17 protein-coding genes and 1 other RNA gene are annotated in these 15,064 nt (G+C 56.0%); 10 read left to right on the forward strand and 8 right to left on the reverse strand.

Annotated features, from left to right (window positions below):
- Positions 1-192: 192 nt before the first annotated feature.
- Positions 193-720 (forward strand): YbaY family lipoprotein, encoded by a 528-nt coding sequence (locus BFV63_RS05035; protein ID WP_003859018.1) that lies wholly within the window; start codon positions 193-195, stop codon positions 718-720.
- Between the two features lie 37 nt (positions 721-757).
- Here BFV63_RS05035 and BFV63_RS05040 read toward each other — a convergent pair whose 3' ends face one another.
- Positions 758-1,069, reverse strand: coding sequence for an MGMT family protein (locus BFV63_RS05040; protein ID WP_003859016.1), 312 nt, complete (start codon positions 1,067-1,069; stop codon positions 758-760).
- Between the two features lie 170 nt (positions 1,070-1,239).
- Here BFV63_RS05040 and ffs point away from each other — a divergent pair.
- The 3 genes from ffs (at position 1,240) to BFV63_RS05055 (ending at position 2,046) form a co-directional block, all read left to right on the forward strand.
- Positions 1,240-1,336: signal recognition particle sRNA small type (gene ffs / locus BFV63_RS05045), an RNA gene on the forward strand.
- Between the two features lie 246 nt (positions 1,337-1,582).
- Positions 1,583-1,834 (forward strand): hypothetical protein, encoded by a 252-nt coding sequence (locus BFV63_RS05050; RefSeq protein WP_006809862.1) that lies wholly within the window; start codon positions 1,583-1,585, stop codon positions 1,832-1,834.
- Entirely contained in the window at positions 1,831-2,046 is a 216-nt protein-coding gene (locus tag BFV63_RS05055) for a hypothetical protein (RefSeq protein ID WP_015571263.1), read from the forward strand. Before BFV63_RS05050 ends, BFV63_RS05055 begins: the two co-directional genes overlap by 4 nt.
- A 70-nt stretch (positions 2,047-2,116) precedes the next feature.
- Here the strand turns inward: BFV63_RS05055 and yczR are convergent, their stop codons facing one another.
- Positions 2,117-3,538: a MocR-like transcription factor YczR gene (gene yczR, locus BFV63_RS05060; RefSeq protein ID WP_022650488.1), complete on the reverse strand. Its 1,422-nt coding sequence runs from the start codon at positions 3,536-3,538 to the stop codon at positions 2,117-2,119.
- 84 nt (positions 3,539-3,622) lie between these two features.
- On the opposite strand from yczR, the gene yczE reads away from it, so the two are divergent.
- From yczE to BFV63_RS05075, 3 genes are all read left to right on the forward strand, one after another.
- Entirely contained in the window at positions 3,623-4,234 is a 612-nt protein-coding gene (gene yczE / locus BFV63_RS05065) for a membrane protein YczE (protein ID WP_023324239.1), read from the forward strand.
- A 77-nt stretch (positions 4,235-4,311) separates the two neighbouring features.
- A complete protein-coding gene (locus tag BFV63_RS05070) occupies positions 4,312-5,382 on the forward strand; it encodes a LacI family DNA-binding transcriptional regulator (protein WP_023315532.1) in 1,071 nt (356 codons plus the stop codon).
- Positions 5,383-5,485: 103 nt separating this feature from the next.
- Positions 5,486-8,575, forward strand: coding sequence for a beta-galactosidase (locus BFV63_RS05075; RefSeq protein ID WP_048241287.1), 3,090 nt, complete (start codon positions 5,486-5,488; stop codon positions 8,573-8,575).
- 51 nt (positions 8,576-8,626) lie between these two features.
- Here BFV63_RS05075 and BFV63_RS05080 read toward each other — a convergent pair whose 3' ends face one another.
- Positions 8,627-10,186, reverse strand: coding sequence for a cyclic di-3',5'-guanosine monophosphate phosphodiesterase PdeB (locus tag BFV63_RS05080; RefSeq protein WP_047654117.1), 1,560 nt, complete (start codon positions 10,184-10,186; stop codon positions 8,627-8,629).
- 216 nt (positions 10,187-10,402) lie between these two features.
- On the opposite strand from BFV63_RS05080, the gene BFV63_RS05085 reads away from it, so the two are divergent.
- Positions 10,403-10,663, forward strand: coding sequence for a type B 50S ribosomal protein L31 (locus tag BFV63_RS05085; RefSeq protein WP_015571255.1), 261 nt, complete (start codon positions 10,403-10,405; stop codon positions 10,661-10,663).
- Between the two features lie 2 nt (positions 10,664-10,665).
- Positions 10,666-10,806 carry a type B 50S ribosomal protein L36 gene (gene ykgO, locus BFV63_RS05090; protein ID WP_003859006.1) on the forward strand — a complete coding sequence of 47 codons (141 nt, stop codon included), beginning with the start codon at positions 10,666-10,668 and terminating at the stop codon, positions 10,804-10,806.
- On the opposite strand, the gene BFV63_RS05095 is transcribed toward ykgO, so the two are convergent.
- On the reverse strand, positions 10,803-11,513 hold the full coding sequence (locus BFV63_RS05095) for a GNAT family N-acetyltransferase (RefSeq protein ID WP_048241285.1): 711 nt from the start codon (positions 11,511-11,513) through the stop codon (positions 10,803-10,805). The genes ykgO and BFV63_RS05095 overlap by 4 nt on opposite strands.
- 101 nt (positions 11,514-11,614) lie before the next feature.
- Between BFV63_RS05095 and pdxR the strand changes: the two genes are divergently transcribed.
- Positions 11,615-13,075 (forward strand): MocR-like pyridoxine biosynthesis transcription factor PdxR, encoded by a 1,461-nt coding sequence (gene pdxR / locus BFV63_RS05100; RefSeq protein ID WP_032608667.1) that lies wholly within the window; start codon positions 11,615-11,617, stop codon positions 13,073-13,075.
- Here pdxR and BFV63_RS05105 read toward each other — a convergent pair.
- The 4 genes from BFV63_RS05105 to tomB all read right to left on the reverse strand — a co-directional run bounded on the left by BFV63_RS05105 (position 13,047) and on the right by tomB (position 15,011).
- Complete coding sequence (locus tag BFV63_RS05105; protein ID WP_022650495.1) at positions 13,047-13,514, reverse strand: YlaC family protein; 468 nt, start codon at positions 13,512-13,514, stop codon at positions 13,047-13,049. The genes pdxR and BFV63_RS05105 overlap by 29 nt on opposite strands.
- Positions 13,515-13,630: 116 nt before the next feature.
- Positions 13,631-14,182 (reverse strand): maltose O-acetyltransferase, encoded by a 552-nt coding sequence (maa, locus tag BFV63_RS05110; protein WP_048241283.1) that lies wholly within the window; start codon positions 14,180-14,182, stop codon positions 13,631-13,633.
- A 208-nt stretch (positions 14,183-14,390) separates the two neighbouring features.
- Positions 14,391-14,609: a hemolysin expression-modulating protein Hha gene (locus BFV63_RS05115; protein ID WP_015571250.1), complete on the reverse strand. Its 219-nt coding sequence runs from the start codon at positions 14,607-14,609 to the stop codon at positions 14,391-14,393.
- A gap of 27 nt (positions 14,610-14,636) precedes the next feature.
- Positions 14,637-15,011, reverse strand: coding sequence for an Hha toxicity modulator TomB (gene tomB / locus BFV63_RS05120; RefSeq protein WP_048241282.1), 375 nt, complete (start codon positions 15,009-15,011; stop codon positions 14,637-14,639).
- Between the last annotated feature and the right edge of the window lie 53 nt (positions 15,012-15,064).

Genomic DNA, 15,064 nt, shown 5'->3' on the forward strand with positions numbered 1-15,064 from the left:
ATAAACGCCGTGGCGAAAGATACGCTGAGTATAACGCAGAAACGATAGTGGTCCGATGGGTAGAATAATCTTAATACCTGGGCAAAATTAGGCATAAATCCGTGATTTGTGCCACACTTGTTTACGTTATGTGAATAAAACGACATCGGATGGGATCGATCCCGCCGGTGCATTGATGATAAGGAGACTTCAATGAAACTCGTGCCTATGTTAAGCGGTGTTGCAATGGCGGTGGCGTTGTCCGCCTGTGCGGATAAGAGTGCCGATGTAGCGGTACCAACGGCGACCCCAAACGGGATTAACACCCTTTCACAGCAAGCTATTCGACAGCCTAACGTGTCCGGTACCATCTGGATCAAACAGAAAGTCGCTCTGCCGCCGGACGCGGTTTTAACGGTCACGTTATCCGATGCGTCTCTGGCGGATGCACCGTCTAAAGTCCTTGCTCAGCGTGCAGTTCGTACAGAGGGTAAACAGGCGCCGTTCAGCTTCGTGCTGCCGTACAACCCGTCTGACGTCCAGCCTAACGCGCGTATCCTCCTGAGCGCGGCGGTAACGATCAACGATAAGCTGGTCTTTATCACCGATACCGTACAGGAAGCGGTCAACAAAGGCGGCACCAAAATCGACCTGACCCTGGTACCGGTGCAGCAAACTGAAGTGCCTGTTGCAACGCAAACCAATCAGCCGACTCTGCCTACACCCCCAACACAGATGTAATTTTCCTTCGCCCTCTCCATGTTGACGGGAGAGGGCGTCAGTACTCCCAGCGATACTTCTGCATATCAATCTGTCCTGCCCCGGACACCTGCACCCCTTCTGAGAGTAATGCCTGACGCTGGCGCTGCAAGTCTGGCCCGGTGAGGGAAATGGCGCCATGGCGATTGACGACCCGGTGCCACGGTAACGTGCTTCCCTCCGGTAGCCTTCTCAGCACGCCTCCAACCTGACGCGCCGCGCGCGGAGAACCCGCCAGCCGGGCGACTTCCCCATAGGTCGTGACACAGCCTTCCGGAATCGAAGCCACGATTTGCCACACTCGCTGTGGGAAAGTGTCATGTTCGTCCATTGTTTCTCCTGCGGGAAATCAGCGAAGGGTAATGTTATACGAAGATAAAGAAGATTGTCGGGGCAGTTTGCGCAATAATCCAGCATCCGGTTGTCAGCGGCTTGCAATTGAGGTGCTCCACAGGGATAATGCGCCAGCGCGTTGGTTATCAACGCTCTCAATGGGGGCTCTGTTGGTTCTCCCGCAACGCTACTCTGTTCACCAGGTCAGGTCCGGAAGGAAGCAGCCAGGGCAGACGACGTGGGTGCCGGGATGTAGCTGGCAGGGCCCCCACCCATTTGTGATCCTCTCAGTTGTTCCCCTGAATAAACCTTCTAAATTATGTGACTATTGTATTTTCTGTAATACAGCCTTCATTTAACTGAAATAATAATGTCATAAACCTGTAATAATAGACTGTCATTTTATTTTCGGATGCCTTTATTCTGTCATAAGCTAAAAAATATATATCTGGATAACAAACTTATCTTCGTGTATTAAATTAAACACGTGTTCCGAAAGGATGTGACAATCATGGTTACTGCGGTTTTAAACGTTAAAATTGATGAAGCGCTAAAAGAAAGACTTCGCCACTATGCGGAAGACAATAATGAGAATTTAAGCGTGACCACAGAGAAACTGCTGCTGCTGGCATTTGAAGCAGTAGAAGAGGCGGGAGTATCGGAAGAGGATGTTGATAATCAGCATACGGAAGAAGAGAGCGTAACTCCATTTACTCCCAAAGAAATCAAAGCACTACGTAAACTTCTGAAGAAGAGAAAATGAAACAACAACTATCGACTGCCAGTGACTACAACGAGGCCTGCAATCTGTTACGTTCCGGCTACGTGAAACATGTTCGTCTTGGCTGGAATGTAGGAAGTGATGAGTTCTTTCGAATTGCGTCTGACTGGTGTGATACCGGTGCAAAAATAAAGAAAGAAGGGGATAATTTCATTATTTCGCTGAAAGGCTTCCCGATTCCTCCTCAACATTAAGCTGTTCTTCATGAAAACTGCTGACTGCATGCGTTACAGTCAGCAGTTTTTATTGTTTCTGGCGAATAATTTACACCAGGCTCCGTTTTACTGGCGCTACACTTTTATTTAACGCACGCCACAGCGGTTTGATCCGCAATAATGCCTCTTCAAGTTCCGGCGGACTGAGTGAGAAGGGCATTCGCAGATAGCGGTCAAACGCGCCTGAAAGCCCAAAGCGCGTGCCGGTGCCCATAATGATGCCTGTCGTCTCGGCGCGTGCCGCCAGCTGCGTCGCCAGCATGCCGGGTAATTCAATCCAGTATGAGAGCCCTCCCTCCGCTTCCTGAAACCGCCATTCGGGGAAATGTTCCCGCAGCATCTGGCCGCAGCGGTCGCGACGTTCTGCCAGCATTTCCCGCCGGGCAGGCAGGAAGGTTTCACTGTTTTCGATAAGCCACAGCGTGGCCAGTTGTTCCAGCACCGGAGAACCCAGATCCAGCGTGTCGCGCGTCTGCGCGAGCGTGGCGATAGTGCGGGACGAGGCGCGGATCCAGCCGAGACGCAGCCCACCCCAGAAACTTTTGCCTGCGGAACCCAGCGTCATCACCGCGGCCTCCGGGTTAAAGGCGGCCAGCGGCGGCGGCGGGGGAGCATCGAACCAGAGATCGACCATGGTTTCATCCACCACCAGCGTGGTGCGGGTTTGCGCGGCGATGTCGGTTATGGTCTGGCGCGTCGCGGCATCCATGCAACGCCCGGTCGGATTATGAAAATCCGGCATCAGATAGGCCAGACGCGGGGCGGTCTGGGCGAGCGTTGCGGCAAAACCGTCGGTATCCCAACCCGTTTCAGGCAGCGAGACGCCCACGGGCCGGCATAGCGCTCCCTGAATGGCGGCTATTGCCAGCGGGTAAGTGGGATGATCCACCACCACGCGATCCCCGGGACCGGTCATCATTCTTAAGATCAGGGCAAAGCCGCTGACGGCGCCGTTCACCACCATCACTTCGTCTGCCCGGGTGGGCAGACCGCGTGCGGTGTAGCGGGCGGCGATAGCTTCACGCAGCGCCGGAAGCCCAAGCTGATCGTACCCGGTCAGCGCCAGATTCGGCGTGATGGCCGTCAGCGCGTGGGCGTAGGCCTGGTGGATCTCTGGCCCCGCGTTGAGCGCGGCGGTTGAGAGATCCAGCGCCGCACTGGCTGTGGAAAGCGTGGGCACGGCGCGGCTGTCTGGCAGGATCGCCCGCGAACCGCTGCCGTGACGGCTCTCCAGATAACCTTCTTCCCGCAGATGCGCCAGCGCGCTGCTGATGGTGGTGCGGCTTACGCTCAGTGCGGTGGCCAGCTCCCGCTCTCCGGGCAGGCGCGTGTTTAGCGCCAGCCTGCCATCCAGAATCAACAGGCGTAACGCGTCAGCCAGCTGGCGCCACAGCGGGGTACGGGAAGAGGCTTGCTGCCAGTGCCCTAACAGGCGTACCAGAGACTGGCTTCCAAAACGACGTGATGACATGTGCAGTCCACTATTTGAAAACTGGACATTAATCATAGTGCCATTTTCACCGAAGATGGAACCTGGTTCTTCGGAGAAGAGAAAATGGTACGTCGTCTGGTACAACTTTATGTCGGTTTAGGCCTGTACGGGCTTTCAACCGCGATGTTTATTCGTTCGGATCTGGGTGTCGACCCTTGGGATGTCTTTCACCTTGGCGTCGCCATCCAGACAGGGATGAGCATCGGCACGGTGATTATTTTAACCGGGGCAGCGGTGCTGCTGCTGTGGATCCCGCTGCGTCAGCTGCCGGGGCTGGGCACTATCAGTAATGTGATTTGTATTGGTCTGGCGGCAGATGCGTCAATGGCGCTGATCCCTGAGCTCACCTCGCTGCCCGTGCGCATCACCCTGCTGGTTTCCGGCATTGTGGTTAACGCCCTTGCCACCGGGATGTATATCGGCGCGGGTTTTGGCGCAGGTCCGCGCGACGGCCTGATGACCGGCATACACGCCCGGCTGGGCTGGTCGATCCGCAGCGTGCGTACCGCGATCGAGGTGACTGTGTTGATCGTCGGCTACCTCCTCGGGGGAGCGTTTGGCGTTGGAACCGTGCTGTATGCATTAACCATCGGCCCGCTGATCCAGCTCTGTTTGCCGTGGTTTCGCCAGAGACCGCGCATTCAGAAAGCTGCACAGCCGGAGCGGATTGTTTAATTTTGCGAAGCGCTCACAGGCTATGATGGCGTAACTGTGTCAGAATAGAGACTTCTCTTTTCACGACGCCAGAATGTATGAAAGCGATCACTCTTTATGACGTTGCCCGCGTGGCAGGCGTTTCTTATCAGACCGTTTCCCGGGTGATTAACGACGCGGAACACGTTTCTGCCCGTACGCGGGAAAAGGTCCGGCAGGCAATGGCGGCGCTACACTATGTGCCCAACCGTGGCGCGCAGCAGCTGGCCGGGAAACGCACCCGTACGCTGGGGCTGATGACCAGCGATCTGGCGCTACATGCGCCGTCGCAAATCGCCTCAGCTGTAAAATCCCGGGCAGTGGAGCAGGGGGCTAGCGTACTCATCTCCATGGTGGAGCAACCCGCGCAGTGTCAGGCTGCTTTGCAGGAATTACTGGCGCAGCGCGTAGAGGCGCTGCTGGTGAACGTTCCGCTGGAAGATGCCCTGGCAGAAATGCTTCAGGAAATGGCCTCGCCGACCCCGGTTCTTTTTCTCGATGTGTCCCCCACAGCTCGGGTTAACAGTCTCGTTTTCAATGCCGAACAGGGCGCTGCCCTGGGGGCAGAGCATCTGCTTTCGCTGGGGCACCAGCGAATTGCGCTGCTCGCCGGGCCGGAAAGTTCTGTCTCTGCCCGGGCTCGTCTGGCGGGATGGAAAACCACGCTCGCTCAGGCCGGCGTGGAGGCGTTTGCGGTGGCGCAGGGCGACTGGAGCGCGGCTTCGGGCTATGAGAAAGGGCATCAGCTCCTGGCGGGCGCGCAGCTGCCGGAGGCGATCCTCGTCGCTAACGATCAGATGGCGCTTGGCGTTTTACGCGCCTGTGCGGAAAAAGGCGTTGCGGTACCGGGGCAAATCTCGGTTGTCGGGTTTGATGATACGGCTGACAGCGCGTGGTTTTCACCTCCGCTCACCACCGTTCGGCAGGCGTTCCGCGAGGCCGGTGAGCGCAGCGTGGAGTGGCTGATGGCACCTGCCCATCACGACGAATGCTGGCAGGAACAACTTCCCGTTACGTTGAGCGTGCGTCATTCCACCGCGCCGCGCGCCGCACAGCAGGCCGATCGTGAAGATCTTGCGCAACAGCTCAGAACGCTGGCGCTGCTGGCGGAGAAACTGGCGCGCAGCTAGCACTTTTGTGATCGTGCTCGCCTGGTGACGATCAAAGTCTTTACCGCTACCGTTTACCAGGGCATGTTGGCTAAAATTGTGAGCGCTTCGCAAAGAGGTTGATATGTCTTCTACATTGCTGCTGACTCTCAGCGCACTTCTGGCGCGTCGTGACTGGGAAAACCCGGGTGTGACGCAGTGGAATCGTCTGGCCGCACACGCGCCTTTTCATAGCTGGCGCGATGAAACCTTCGCCCGCGAGGATAAGCCTTCGCGGAGCAAGCGTCTGCTTAACGGCATCTGGCGATTCAGCTTTTTCCCGGCGCCAGAGCAGGTTCCGGAGGCATGGATAACGGACGATCTGGCTGATGCCGTTGAGATGCCCGTACCGTCGAACTGGCAGATGCAGGGATTTGATACTCCCATCTATACCAACGTCACCTATCCGATAAATGTGAACCCGCCCTATGTTCCGGTTGAAAACCCAACCGGTTGTTACTCGCTCACATTTGAGATGGATAACGCCTGGATGTGCAGCGGGCAAACCCGCATTATTTTTGACGGGGTGAATTCAGCTTTTCATCTGTGGTGTAACGGCCAGTGGATGGGCTATTCGCAGGACAGCCGTCTGCCTGCGGAGTTCGATCTCAGCGCGGTGCTGCGACCGGGGCAGAACCGCCTGGCGGTGATGGTGTTACGCTGGTGCGACGGAAGCTATCTGGAAGATCAGGACATGTGGCGGATGAGTGGCATTTTCCGTGACGTCTCGCTGCTGCACAAGCCGGAAACGCGAATTGCCGATTATCAGATCGTGACCGATCTGAATGCCGAATGCGATCGGGCGATACTCCGGGTTGACGTTGCGCTGGAAGGCACACGCTACGCCGAATGCGAGGTGGCGTTTACCCTGTGGCGTAACGGCGAAGCCTGCGCGCAAACCACGCAGCAGCCCGGATCGGCCATCGTGGACGAACGCGGCAGTTGGGCAGAACGGCTTAGGGTGGCGATACCCGTGAACGCTCCTGCGCTATGGAGCGCTGAAACACCGGAATGCTATCGGCTGACAATATCGCTTCGGGATGCGCAGGGTAACGTGCTGGAGACTGAAGCCTGCGATGTCGGTTTCAGACGCGTCGAAATCAGCAACGGCCAGCTGAAGCTTAACGGCAAACCGCTGCTGATCCGCGGCGTGAACCGTCACGAACATCATCCTGAGAAGGGGCAGGTGATGGATGAGGCGACCATGCGCCGCGACATCGAACTGATGAAGCAGCATAACTTCAACGCCGTGCGCTGCTCGCATTATCCGAACCATCCTCTGTGGTACACGCTTTGCGATCGCTACGGCCTGTACGTGGTTGATGAGGCGAATATTGAAACCCATGGCATGGTGCCAATGAGCCGCCTGGCGGACGATCCGCGCTGGCTGCCTGCCATGAGCGAACGCGTAACGCGTATGGTGCAGCGGGACCGGAATCATCCGTCCATCATCATCTGGTCCCTGGGGAATGAGTCCGGGCATGGGGCGAATCACGATGCGCTGTACCGCTGGCTGAAAACCACCGATCCCACGCGGCCGGTGCAGTACGAAGGCGGCGGCGCCAGTACGGCCGCTACCGATATTGTCTGCCCGATGTATGCTCGCGTCGATCAGGATCAGCCGTTCCCGGCGGTGCCAAAGTGGTCGATTAAAAAGTGGATTGGTATGCCGGACGAAACCCGTCCGCTGATCCTGTGCGAGTATGCCCACGCGATGGGCAACAGCTTTGGCGGCTTTGCCAGCTACTGGCAGGCATTCCGCAGCCATCCCCGGTTGCAGGGCGGCTTTGTCTGGGACTGGGTCGATCAGGCGCTGACGAAAAAAGCGGAAGACGGCACGGTATTCTGGGCCTACGGCGGCGATTTTGGCGATAAGCCCAACGACCGTCAGTTCTGCCTCAACGGGCTGGTGTTTCCCGATCGCACTCCGCATCCTGCCCTTTACGAGGCGCAGCGTGCCCAGCAGTTCTTTACCTTTACGCTGGTGAGCACCGCTCCGCTGGTCGTCGAGATCCAGAGCGATTATCTGTTCCGTCATACTGACAACGAGTATCTGCGATGGTCGGTGGCGCGTGACGGTGCGGTACTGGCTTCCGGCGAAACACCCCTCTCTGTTGCGCCCGAGGGGACGCAGCACGTTGAGATCCCGTTGCCTGAACTTGTCGCTGAGCCGGGCGAGGTCTGGCTCAACGTGGAGATCGTTCAGCCGCAGGCCACGCCGTGGTCGCCGCCCGGCCACCGTTGTGCCTGGGATCAGTGGCCGCTCCCGGCGCCGCTGTACCTTGCGCCACCGAAAGCAGGCGGAACCCCTCCGCAGCTAACGGTGCAGGACGAGGCGCTGGACATTACTCATCAGCAGCAGCGCTGGCAGTTTAGCCGTCTCACCGGAAACTTGACCCAGTGGTGGAACGAGGGCGCTGAAACGCTCCGTTCTCCGCTAACGGATAACTTCACCCGCGCGCCGCTGGACAATGACATTGGCGTCAGCGAGGCGACCCGCATCGATCCGAACGCGTGGGTGGAACGCTGGAAAGCGGCAGGGATGTATGAGATGTCCGCGCGCCTCCTCCAGTGTGAAGCGGAGCAGCATAACCGTGAGGTGGTGGTGACCACGCAGCACGTCTGGGAGCATCAGGGTAAAGCGCTGTTTATAAGCTGCAAGGTCTGGCGGATTGATGACCACGGGGTGCTGCACGGTGATGTGCAGGTGACGGTGGCGTCTGACATTCCTGAGCCCGCTCGCGTGGGCCTGAGCGTTATGCTGGCGGATATCCCGGAAACGGTGCGCTGGCTGGGACTAGGCCCGCTGGAAAACTATCCGGACAGAAAACTGGCGGCGCAGCAGGGGCGCTGGGCGTTACCGCTGGAAGAGATGCAGACGCCGTATATCTTCCCGACGGAGAACGGTTTGCGCTGCGACACCCGCGAGCTGACGTTTGGCTCCCATCAGTTGCAGGGACAGTTCCATTTCTCCCTGAGCCGTTATAGCCAGCGGCAGCTGCATGAGACAACGCATCAGCACTTGCTGCGGGAAGAGGCTGGCTGCTGGTTGAATCTTGATGCGTTTCACATGGGCGTAGGGGGGGACGACTCATGGAGCCCGAGCGTAGCCCCGGCCTTCATTCTGCAAAACCGCCGGCTGCGCTACACGTTTAGCTGGCAGCAGAACGGCTGAGCCGAAACGTGCGGCCACTGCCGTGGCCGCACGTAACACCGCACAATCGGTTTATTTCCTGAGGTTGTGCGCGGCCCAGAGAATGAAATCCTCTTTAGGCAGCGCCTTGCTGAAATACCAGCCCTGGCCGTACTGCACGCCGTGGCGATGCAACCATTCGATCTGCCCTTCAGTTTCAATGCCTTCTGCGACCATCGCCAGTTTAAGCGATTTGGCCATTTCGATGATGTGGGGAGTCACGTGCTTGTACTCCAGCGCATCCACAAAGGATTTATCAATCTTCAGAGTATCGACATCCAGATCCTGCAAATAGCTCAGGCTGGAGTAACCCGTGCCAAAATCATCAATGTAGATAGCGTGCCCGGCGCGGCGAAATGCAGCGATAGCAGGTACGCTGACGGCAGGATCGGCAAACCCGCGCTCGGTTAATTCAAGGGCGATCTGGCGCGGGTGGACGCCCCATTTGTTGAGCAACTGACTCAGCTGGCGAGGCAGCTCGGGGGACGTTAAATCCGATGGCGCAAGGTTGACAGAAATATGCAGTTCCGGGTGATGGTGTAGCCAGGCGCCTAGATCCTCAAATACCTCATTTACCACTAGCCGCGTCAGCGTTGAAATAAGCCCTGTCTGCTCAGCCAGCGGAACAAAGAGATTAGGCGACAGGTTACTGCCATCTGGCTGCGGCCAGCGCATCAGCGCTTCAGCACCCACCAGTTTTCCACTACACAGCGCCACGATGGGCTGGTAGTGAACCTCGATCTCCCGGTTGTTGATCGCGTCGATCAGGCGGTGACGCGGGGACAGCAAACGGCGGAGAATGCGCATGACAATAAGGGCAGCAACCAGGCTTAGCAGTATGCCAGCCGGTAGCCAGATGATCAGTTGCTGGTGCCAGGAAGCCGCCAGCGGTTTTAACGACACCCAAGCGATCACCGTAAACCCCAGTTCGGGTACAGGTTTCATCACGTACATTGAGCCGTTGTATTGCACGCGCGTAACGTCCTGCTGCTCCTTAACGACAGAGAGAATATACGGGTCGAGAACATTGCTTCTGGCAAATATATGATGGGTTGAGCTGCCCACCAGGGCGGCATCCATTGAGATTTCACCAAACGGAACAACATCCACAAGCGACGCCGGATCGACCATTACCAGATAATGTCCTTTCCCCAGAACGGCCATATAACGCTGAATGCCGAGGTCGTTTTGCGAGGTGAGCCACGCGCTATAACCATCTTCGGTGATCCGCATTGGGGGCGGTAAGATCGCCGTATCACTGGATTGTTCAAGCGATGAGCAGAGCGGTTTCAGGTTATCGATATACATCACTTCCTGGATATAGCGCCATGAGAACGCGACCCGGCGCATTTCGCGTAAATGCGGGGGAGTGCAGGGCGGGGCGTGGAATGTCTGTAGGTGCGTGAGCGCCTGTTTTGCCTGCGCAACGACTCTGTCGGTACGGATCAGGACACGCGAGGCATAGCTGTCCAGCGCGTCCACAAATTTCTCCTCAGCCTGACGATGCGCCAGCCAGATACTGAGGCACACAGGGACCAGCACAGAGAAGATCAGTACGCCTGTCACCAGGCTGACCAGATGTCGGGTTCGCATGCTGTTTTATCCTTCCCATATGCCCGCCCCGGGCCTGGAGTTTGCGCGCCAGAGGAAAAAGTTTTTATCGGTAAATGATATAGTTATAGCATGCAACCGTCTCAGGCAGGTATCTGAATAAACCTTTCAAAAACAGGCTGCGCGTCACAGGGGTTGTTTTTGCAGCAAAGCTCAGATAGTATTTTGTTATGTTATAACAATACATGAAGGCCAGAGATGAAACCGAATATCCATCCAACCTATCGCACCGTTGTGTTTCACGACACCACGGCTAATGAATATTTTAAAGTTGGCTCAACGATTAAGACAGATCGTGAAATTGAGCTTGAGGGGAAAACGTATCCTTACGTTACTCTTGATGTCTCCTCTAAATCACATCCGTTTTACACCGGGAAGCAGAAGACCTTCTCGACAGATGGCAGCGCGGCACGCTTCCGCAAGCGTTTTGGCGGCTTTCTTGATGCGAAGCGAGGCTAATCATGCAGGTGCTTAACTCATTGCGCAGTGCAAAACAGCGTCACCCGGATTGCCAGATAGTCAAACGCAAGGGACGCTTATACGTGATTTGCAAATCTAACCCGCGCTTTAAGGCGGTGCAGGGGCGTAAAAAAAGGCGCTAGACGCGCGTTTCTCGCCAGCTTTCCAGGGATCTTTTCTGTTTGCCATCGGCAGTAAAATTGTCGGTGGCAAGCCAGCTTTCAAAGGCGCTCGCCAGCGCTGGCCACTCTTTGTCGAGAATTGAAAACCAGTCGGTGTCCCGGTTTCGGCCTTTAATGACCAGCGCCTGGCGAAAACGCCCTTCAAACTGAAAGCCAAGACGCAGGGCCGCTTTGCGGGAGGGTTCGTTCAGGCTATTGCACTTCCATTCATAACGCCGGTAGCCCAGGGTATCGAACACGTACCGCATCAGCAGATACTGCGCTTCTGTCGACATGGGCGTGCGGCTTAACAGTGACGAGAAGTGAACATGTCCCACTTCCACGACGCCGTTTTTAGGATCGATCCGCATCAGGGACAGCGTCCCGACAGGAGACTGGGTCTGGTTATCGATAACGGTAAAGTGGATGGGATCGGCTAATTCGCTTACGCTCGCCACCCATTCGGCAAACTCCTCTGCGGTGGCATCGGGCTCACGCAGCAGCCACGTCCAGCTTCGGGTATCTCCGGCCACGGAATACGCAGAGAACAACGCGTGGGCATGCTCCATGCGCAGCGGCTCAAGCCGACAATAGCGACCCTGAAGTACCACCCGGGACGGGGGCGGCCGAGGCTGCCAGTCGATAAGGCTTTCCCCTACAGGTTGACCAAACTCATTGAATGTATTCATCTTTATTTCCATGATGTTAAGAAGATCTCCAGATTAATGAATTGCTGGTTCCTTAAAAAGAACCACCAGGTTATGTTTTTCTGGTACCACAAGGAGGAATGATGAATATACCGGGTGATGAGCTATACACCTTGCTCCATGCTGCGCTGAAAAAACGTGGGACAGAGACGCTCCAGCGCGCGCTCTATCTTGCTTTGCGGGAGGCCATACTGTGCGGAAGGCTTCGGTCCGGCAGCCATTTGCCCGGCTCACGAACGCTGGCGCATCAGATCTCGGTGTCCCGAAATACCGTCAACGCGGCGCTGGACCAGCTCACGCTCGAAGGTTATTTGCTGCGTAGCCGCCAGGGCACGCGGGTGGGGCAATTCGCTCCTCGTACGATTGCCCGGACATTACCGGACCCGGACGTCAGGCTGACAAAACGTGTCGCCCGGCTGCCCGCGCCTGTGCCGCGTGACACTCCGGTGATGGCGTTTACGCCGGGAACGCCTGCCATCAACTATTTCCCCTTGCCGCTGTGGCGGCGGTTGTACGATCGCGTCCTGCGCGAGGAGGGAAGCGCCCTGTTAGGGTATGGCGACCCTGCTGGCGAGCCGTCGCTACGGGCCGCCATTGCCCGCCATCTTGCGCTCTCCCGCGGCATTGACTGTGACGCCAGCCAGATAGTGATAACCGAAGGGGCGCTGGAGGGCGTCAATCTGTGCACAATGCTGTTAAGCGAGCCGGGGGATGTCGCCTGGGTGGAAAATCCCGGCTATAGCGGCGCCAAAAGCGCTTTTGTCAAAACCGGCCTGGCGATGACCGGCATACCGGTGGATGACGAAGGGATGTGCTGGGAAGGGCTGTGTGCGCCTTCACCCACGCTGATTTTTACCTCGCCATCGCATCAGTTCCCTTACGGAAGCGTACTCAGCGCGCGGCGGCGTCTGGCGCTGCTGGAACTGGCCCGGCAGCACAACGCGTGGATCATTGAGGACGATTACGACAGCGAATTCCGTTATACCGGTGAGCCCGTCCCGGCGATGCTGGGTATGGTCAACAACGCGCCCGTTGTGTATCTGGGGACGTTCAGCAAAACGCTGTTTCCGTCGCTCCGAATGGGGTTCATGGTGTTACCGCCAGCGCTGGCGAAGGCGGCACGTCCCGCCATCGGCTCGCTGCTGCGCGGCGGGCATCGCGCTGAACAGCGCACCCTGGCGCTGTTTATTGAGGAAGGCCACTATGCGCGACATCTTGCCGCCATGCGCCGACTTTATCGTAAGCGATACCGCCAACTGCGAGAGGTGCTAAGCGCAGAGCTTCATACGCCGCACCGTGTTCTTGCCGGAGAAGGAGGGATGCACCTGGCGCTGGCGATTGACGGTATCGACGACCAGCGGCTGGTGGAGCAGGCAAGAGCGTTTCAGCTGGCACCCGCTGCGCTGAGCGGATATTACCTTGAGACGAAGCAGGGGCAAACCGGTCTGGTTTTAGGTTACGGCAATACCTCTGCTTCGCAGTTTGCGCCGGGTATCCGACGTCTTCAGGCGTTAATTACGCAGCAGTGGGGCGGGAAAGGGTAAAGACATCATAAAAAGAGAGCTGGCCCTTGGTGGTGACCATTTTCTGCAACTTCTCTTTTTGCCCGGCTTCGACAGCCGGCGAGTGCAGGATGCTGTCGATCAGCTCCTTCGGCACGTAACGCGTGTTGTACCACTCCCCGTTGTAGCACACGCGGAAATCGAGTACGTCGATATCTTCATACCGGTAACGCGGATTGACGTCGAAAAAGAAAAACGCGTTAAACACCACGAACAGCACTACCAGCAGCCAGACGGAATCGACCAGCGTTTCAGACTTCAGCATGACGATAAGCGTTGCCAGCCAGGCGGCGTACATGGCGACGAACAACCCGGGGTGTTTGCGAATAAAGCTAATGCTAAAGCGCGGGCGATTGTCGCGCTTTTCACGAGTATTGAGATCGTCGATGGTAGCGGTAAGCAGGCGCTGTATCTCTGTCATTTTTTGCCTTTATGATTGTTGAAAATACAGGTGATCTGCTTATTTTATGAGAGGGGTTTACGCGATGAAAGTAACAGTTATGCCAGGAAAAAGCATAACAGTTACTCAGGATGCGCTTAGAGCATTTTAATGATTTTCGCCGGATTGCCGCCCACGACAGCATTGGCCGGCACGTCTTTGGTCACTACCGCGCCGGAAGCGATAACCGCATTATCGCCAATGGTTACGCCCGGGTTAATGATCGCACGTCCGCCGATCCAGACGTTATCACCAATGGTGACCGGTTTACCGTACTCCAGCCCGCTGTTACGTTCGGTCGCATCCAGAGGATGCGTGGCCGTATAAATGTGCACCCCCGGCGCAAGCATACAGTTATCGCCAATGCGGACAGGGCAGACATCCAGCATGACGCAGTCAAAGTTGGTATAAAAATTTTTGCCCAGATAGATGTTATACCCGTAGTCGCAGCGGAAGCTCGGTTCTATATAGGCGCCTTCGCTTTGACCCAGCAGGTCAGCTAATAAGGCGCGACGTTCGGCCTTCTCATCGGGTGCGGTATGGTTATAGCGGTGAACAAGATGACGCGCGCGTAAACGGTCAGCCCTCAGCGTGTCATCGCCAGGGCGGTAATATTCACCTGCAATCATCTTCTGTTTTTCTTCACTCATGGGAACCTCTCTGGAATCGTTTTACGCAGCGTAAAGAGGATTAACCAGAAAGGGAACGTTCCCTAAAGGCGGCTGTGACGGGAGTCACAACATTTATGCGCATAAATACGTTTTATACGGGAACCTGGCGTTTGCACTTGAAGCGTAATTCGAAAGGTAAATTCAGCTTAACAACGGGCGTAGTGCCTTTACAGTCTCTCTTCAACGATTAACGAACAAATTTCCATACCGAAGAGGGGATCTTGTCATACAGTTTATTCATGGTTAGTTCAGCCAGACGATGGTCGGCAGCTGAATAAAATACCGCCAGTTCATTATCAGAGAGCTCGTATTTATTTTTTTCAATAACACGTTCGAGGGTGTCAATTGACTGGCAGCGTCGCAGGCGCATCAAATAATCGACTTTTGTTAATGGTTTATCAGACATAAATTCACCTTAGTAATTGTAATAATTTTAACAGGAAAGACTAACCGGATTAGCTCTGCTGACATTAGTGAAGCAGCGAAATAGACGGTTTCCTGATTTACGCCATTTCTGCAAATCCTGTGCGTTAATGCCGTAGCTGCTGAACAACATAAAGGTGTCGTCCAGGTATTCATCAATTTGCTCTATCAACTTATTATCTTCATTGTACTTAATTTTATAACTAAGTGCGAAGGTGGCGATATGCTCGATCAGCTCGTTAAGCTGTAAATTGATAGCAGACGTTGGATCGTTCACCCAGCCATGGTTACTTTCTTCAAGATTGGCAAGGCAGTCATGGTACAAGGATTCGCAGAGAAATTTCAACTGCGCGATATCATGCCTTTTTGGCGAGTACTCGTCCATAGCGCATCCCCTTCTGAGTGATTTTTTACTCACCGAACATCATGTCGGGATGG

The organism is Enterobacter hormaechei subsp. xiangfangensis (assembly GCF_001729785.1).
GTDB classification, from domain to species: domain Bacteria; phylum Pseudomonadota; class Gammaproteobacteria; order Enterobacterales; family Enterobacteriaceae; genus Enterobacter; species Enterobacter hormaechei_C.

Excerpts from the sequence above, each read along its gene's own strand:
- BFV63_RS05035 (WP_003859018.1), top strand. The coding sequence starts at position 193 with ATGAAACTCGTGCCTATGTTAAGCGGTGTTGCAATGGCGGTGGCGTTG.
- BFV63_RS05040 (WP_003859016.1), bottom strand. The coding sequence starts at position 1,069 with ATGGACGAACATGACACTTTCCCACAGCGAGTGTGGCAAATCGTGGCT.
- BFV63_RS05050 (WP_006809862.1), top strand. The coding sequence starts at position 1,583 with ATGGTTACTGCGGTTTTAAACGTTAAAATTGATGAAGCGCTAAAAGAA.
- BFV63_RS05055 (WP_015571263.1), top strand. The coding sequence starts at position 1,831 with ATGAAACAACAACTATCGACTGCCAGTGACTACAACGAGGCCTGCAAT.
- yczR (WP_022650488.1), bottom strand. The coding sequence starts at position 3,538 with ATGTCATCACGTCGTTTTGGAAGCCAGTCTCTGGTACGCCTGTTAGGG.
- yczE (WP_023324239.1), top strand. The coding sequence starts at position 3,623 with ATGGTACGTCGTCTGGTACAACTTTATGTCGGTTTAGGCCTGTACGGG.
- BFV63_RS05070 (WP_023315532.1), top strand. The coding sequence starts at position 4,312 with ATGAAAGCGATCACTCTTTATGACGTTGCCCGCGTGGCAGGCGTTTCT.
- BFV63_RS05075 (WP_048241287.1), top strand. The coding sequence starts at position 5,486 with ATGTCTTCTACATTGCTGCTGACTCTCAGCGCACTTCTGGCGCGTCGT.
- BFV63_RS05080 (WP_047654117.1), bottom strand. The coding sequence starts at position 10,186 with ATGCGAACCCGACATCTGGTCAGCCTGGTGACAGGCGTACTGATCTTC.
- BFV63_RS05085 (WP_015571255.1), top strand. The coding sequence starts at position 10,403 with ATGAAACCGAATATCCATCCAACCTATCGCACCGTTGTGTTTCACGAC.
- ykgO (WP_003859006.1), top strand. The coding sequence starts at position 10,666 with ATGCAGGTGCTTAACTCATTGCGCAGTGCAAAACAGCGTCACCCGGAT.
- BFV63_RS05095 (WP_048241285.1), bottom strand. The coding sequence starts at position 11,513 with ATGAATACATTCAATGAGTTTGGTCAACCTGTAGGGGAAAGCCTTATC.
- pdxR (WP_032608667.1), top strand. The coding sequence starts at position 11,615 with ATGAATATACCGGGTGATGAGCTATACACCTTGCTCCATGCTGCGCTG.
- BFV63_RS05105 (WP_022650495.1), bottom strand. The coding sequence starts at position 13,514 with ATGACAGAGATACAGCGCCTGCTTACCGCTACCATCGACGATCTCAAT.
- maa (WP_048241283.1), bottom strand. The coding sequence starts at position 14,182 with ATGAGTGAAGAAAAACAGAAGATGATTGCAGGTGAATATTACCGCCCT.
- BFV63_RS05115 (WP_015571250.1), bottom strand. The coding sequence starts at position 14,609 with ATGTCTGATAAACCATTAACAAAAGTCGATTATTTGATGCGCCTGCGA.
- tomB (WP_048241282.1), bottom strand. The coding sequence starts at position 15,011 with ATGGACGAGTACTCGCCAAAAAGGCATGATATCGCGCAGTTGAAATTT.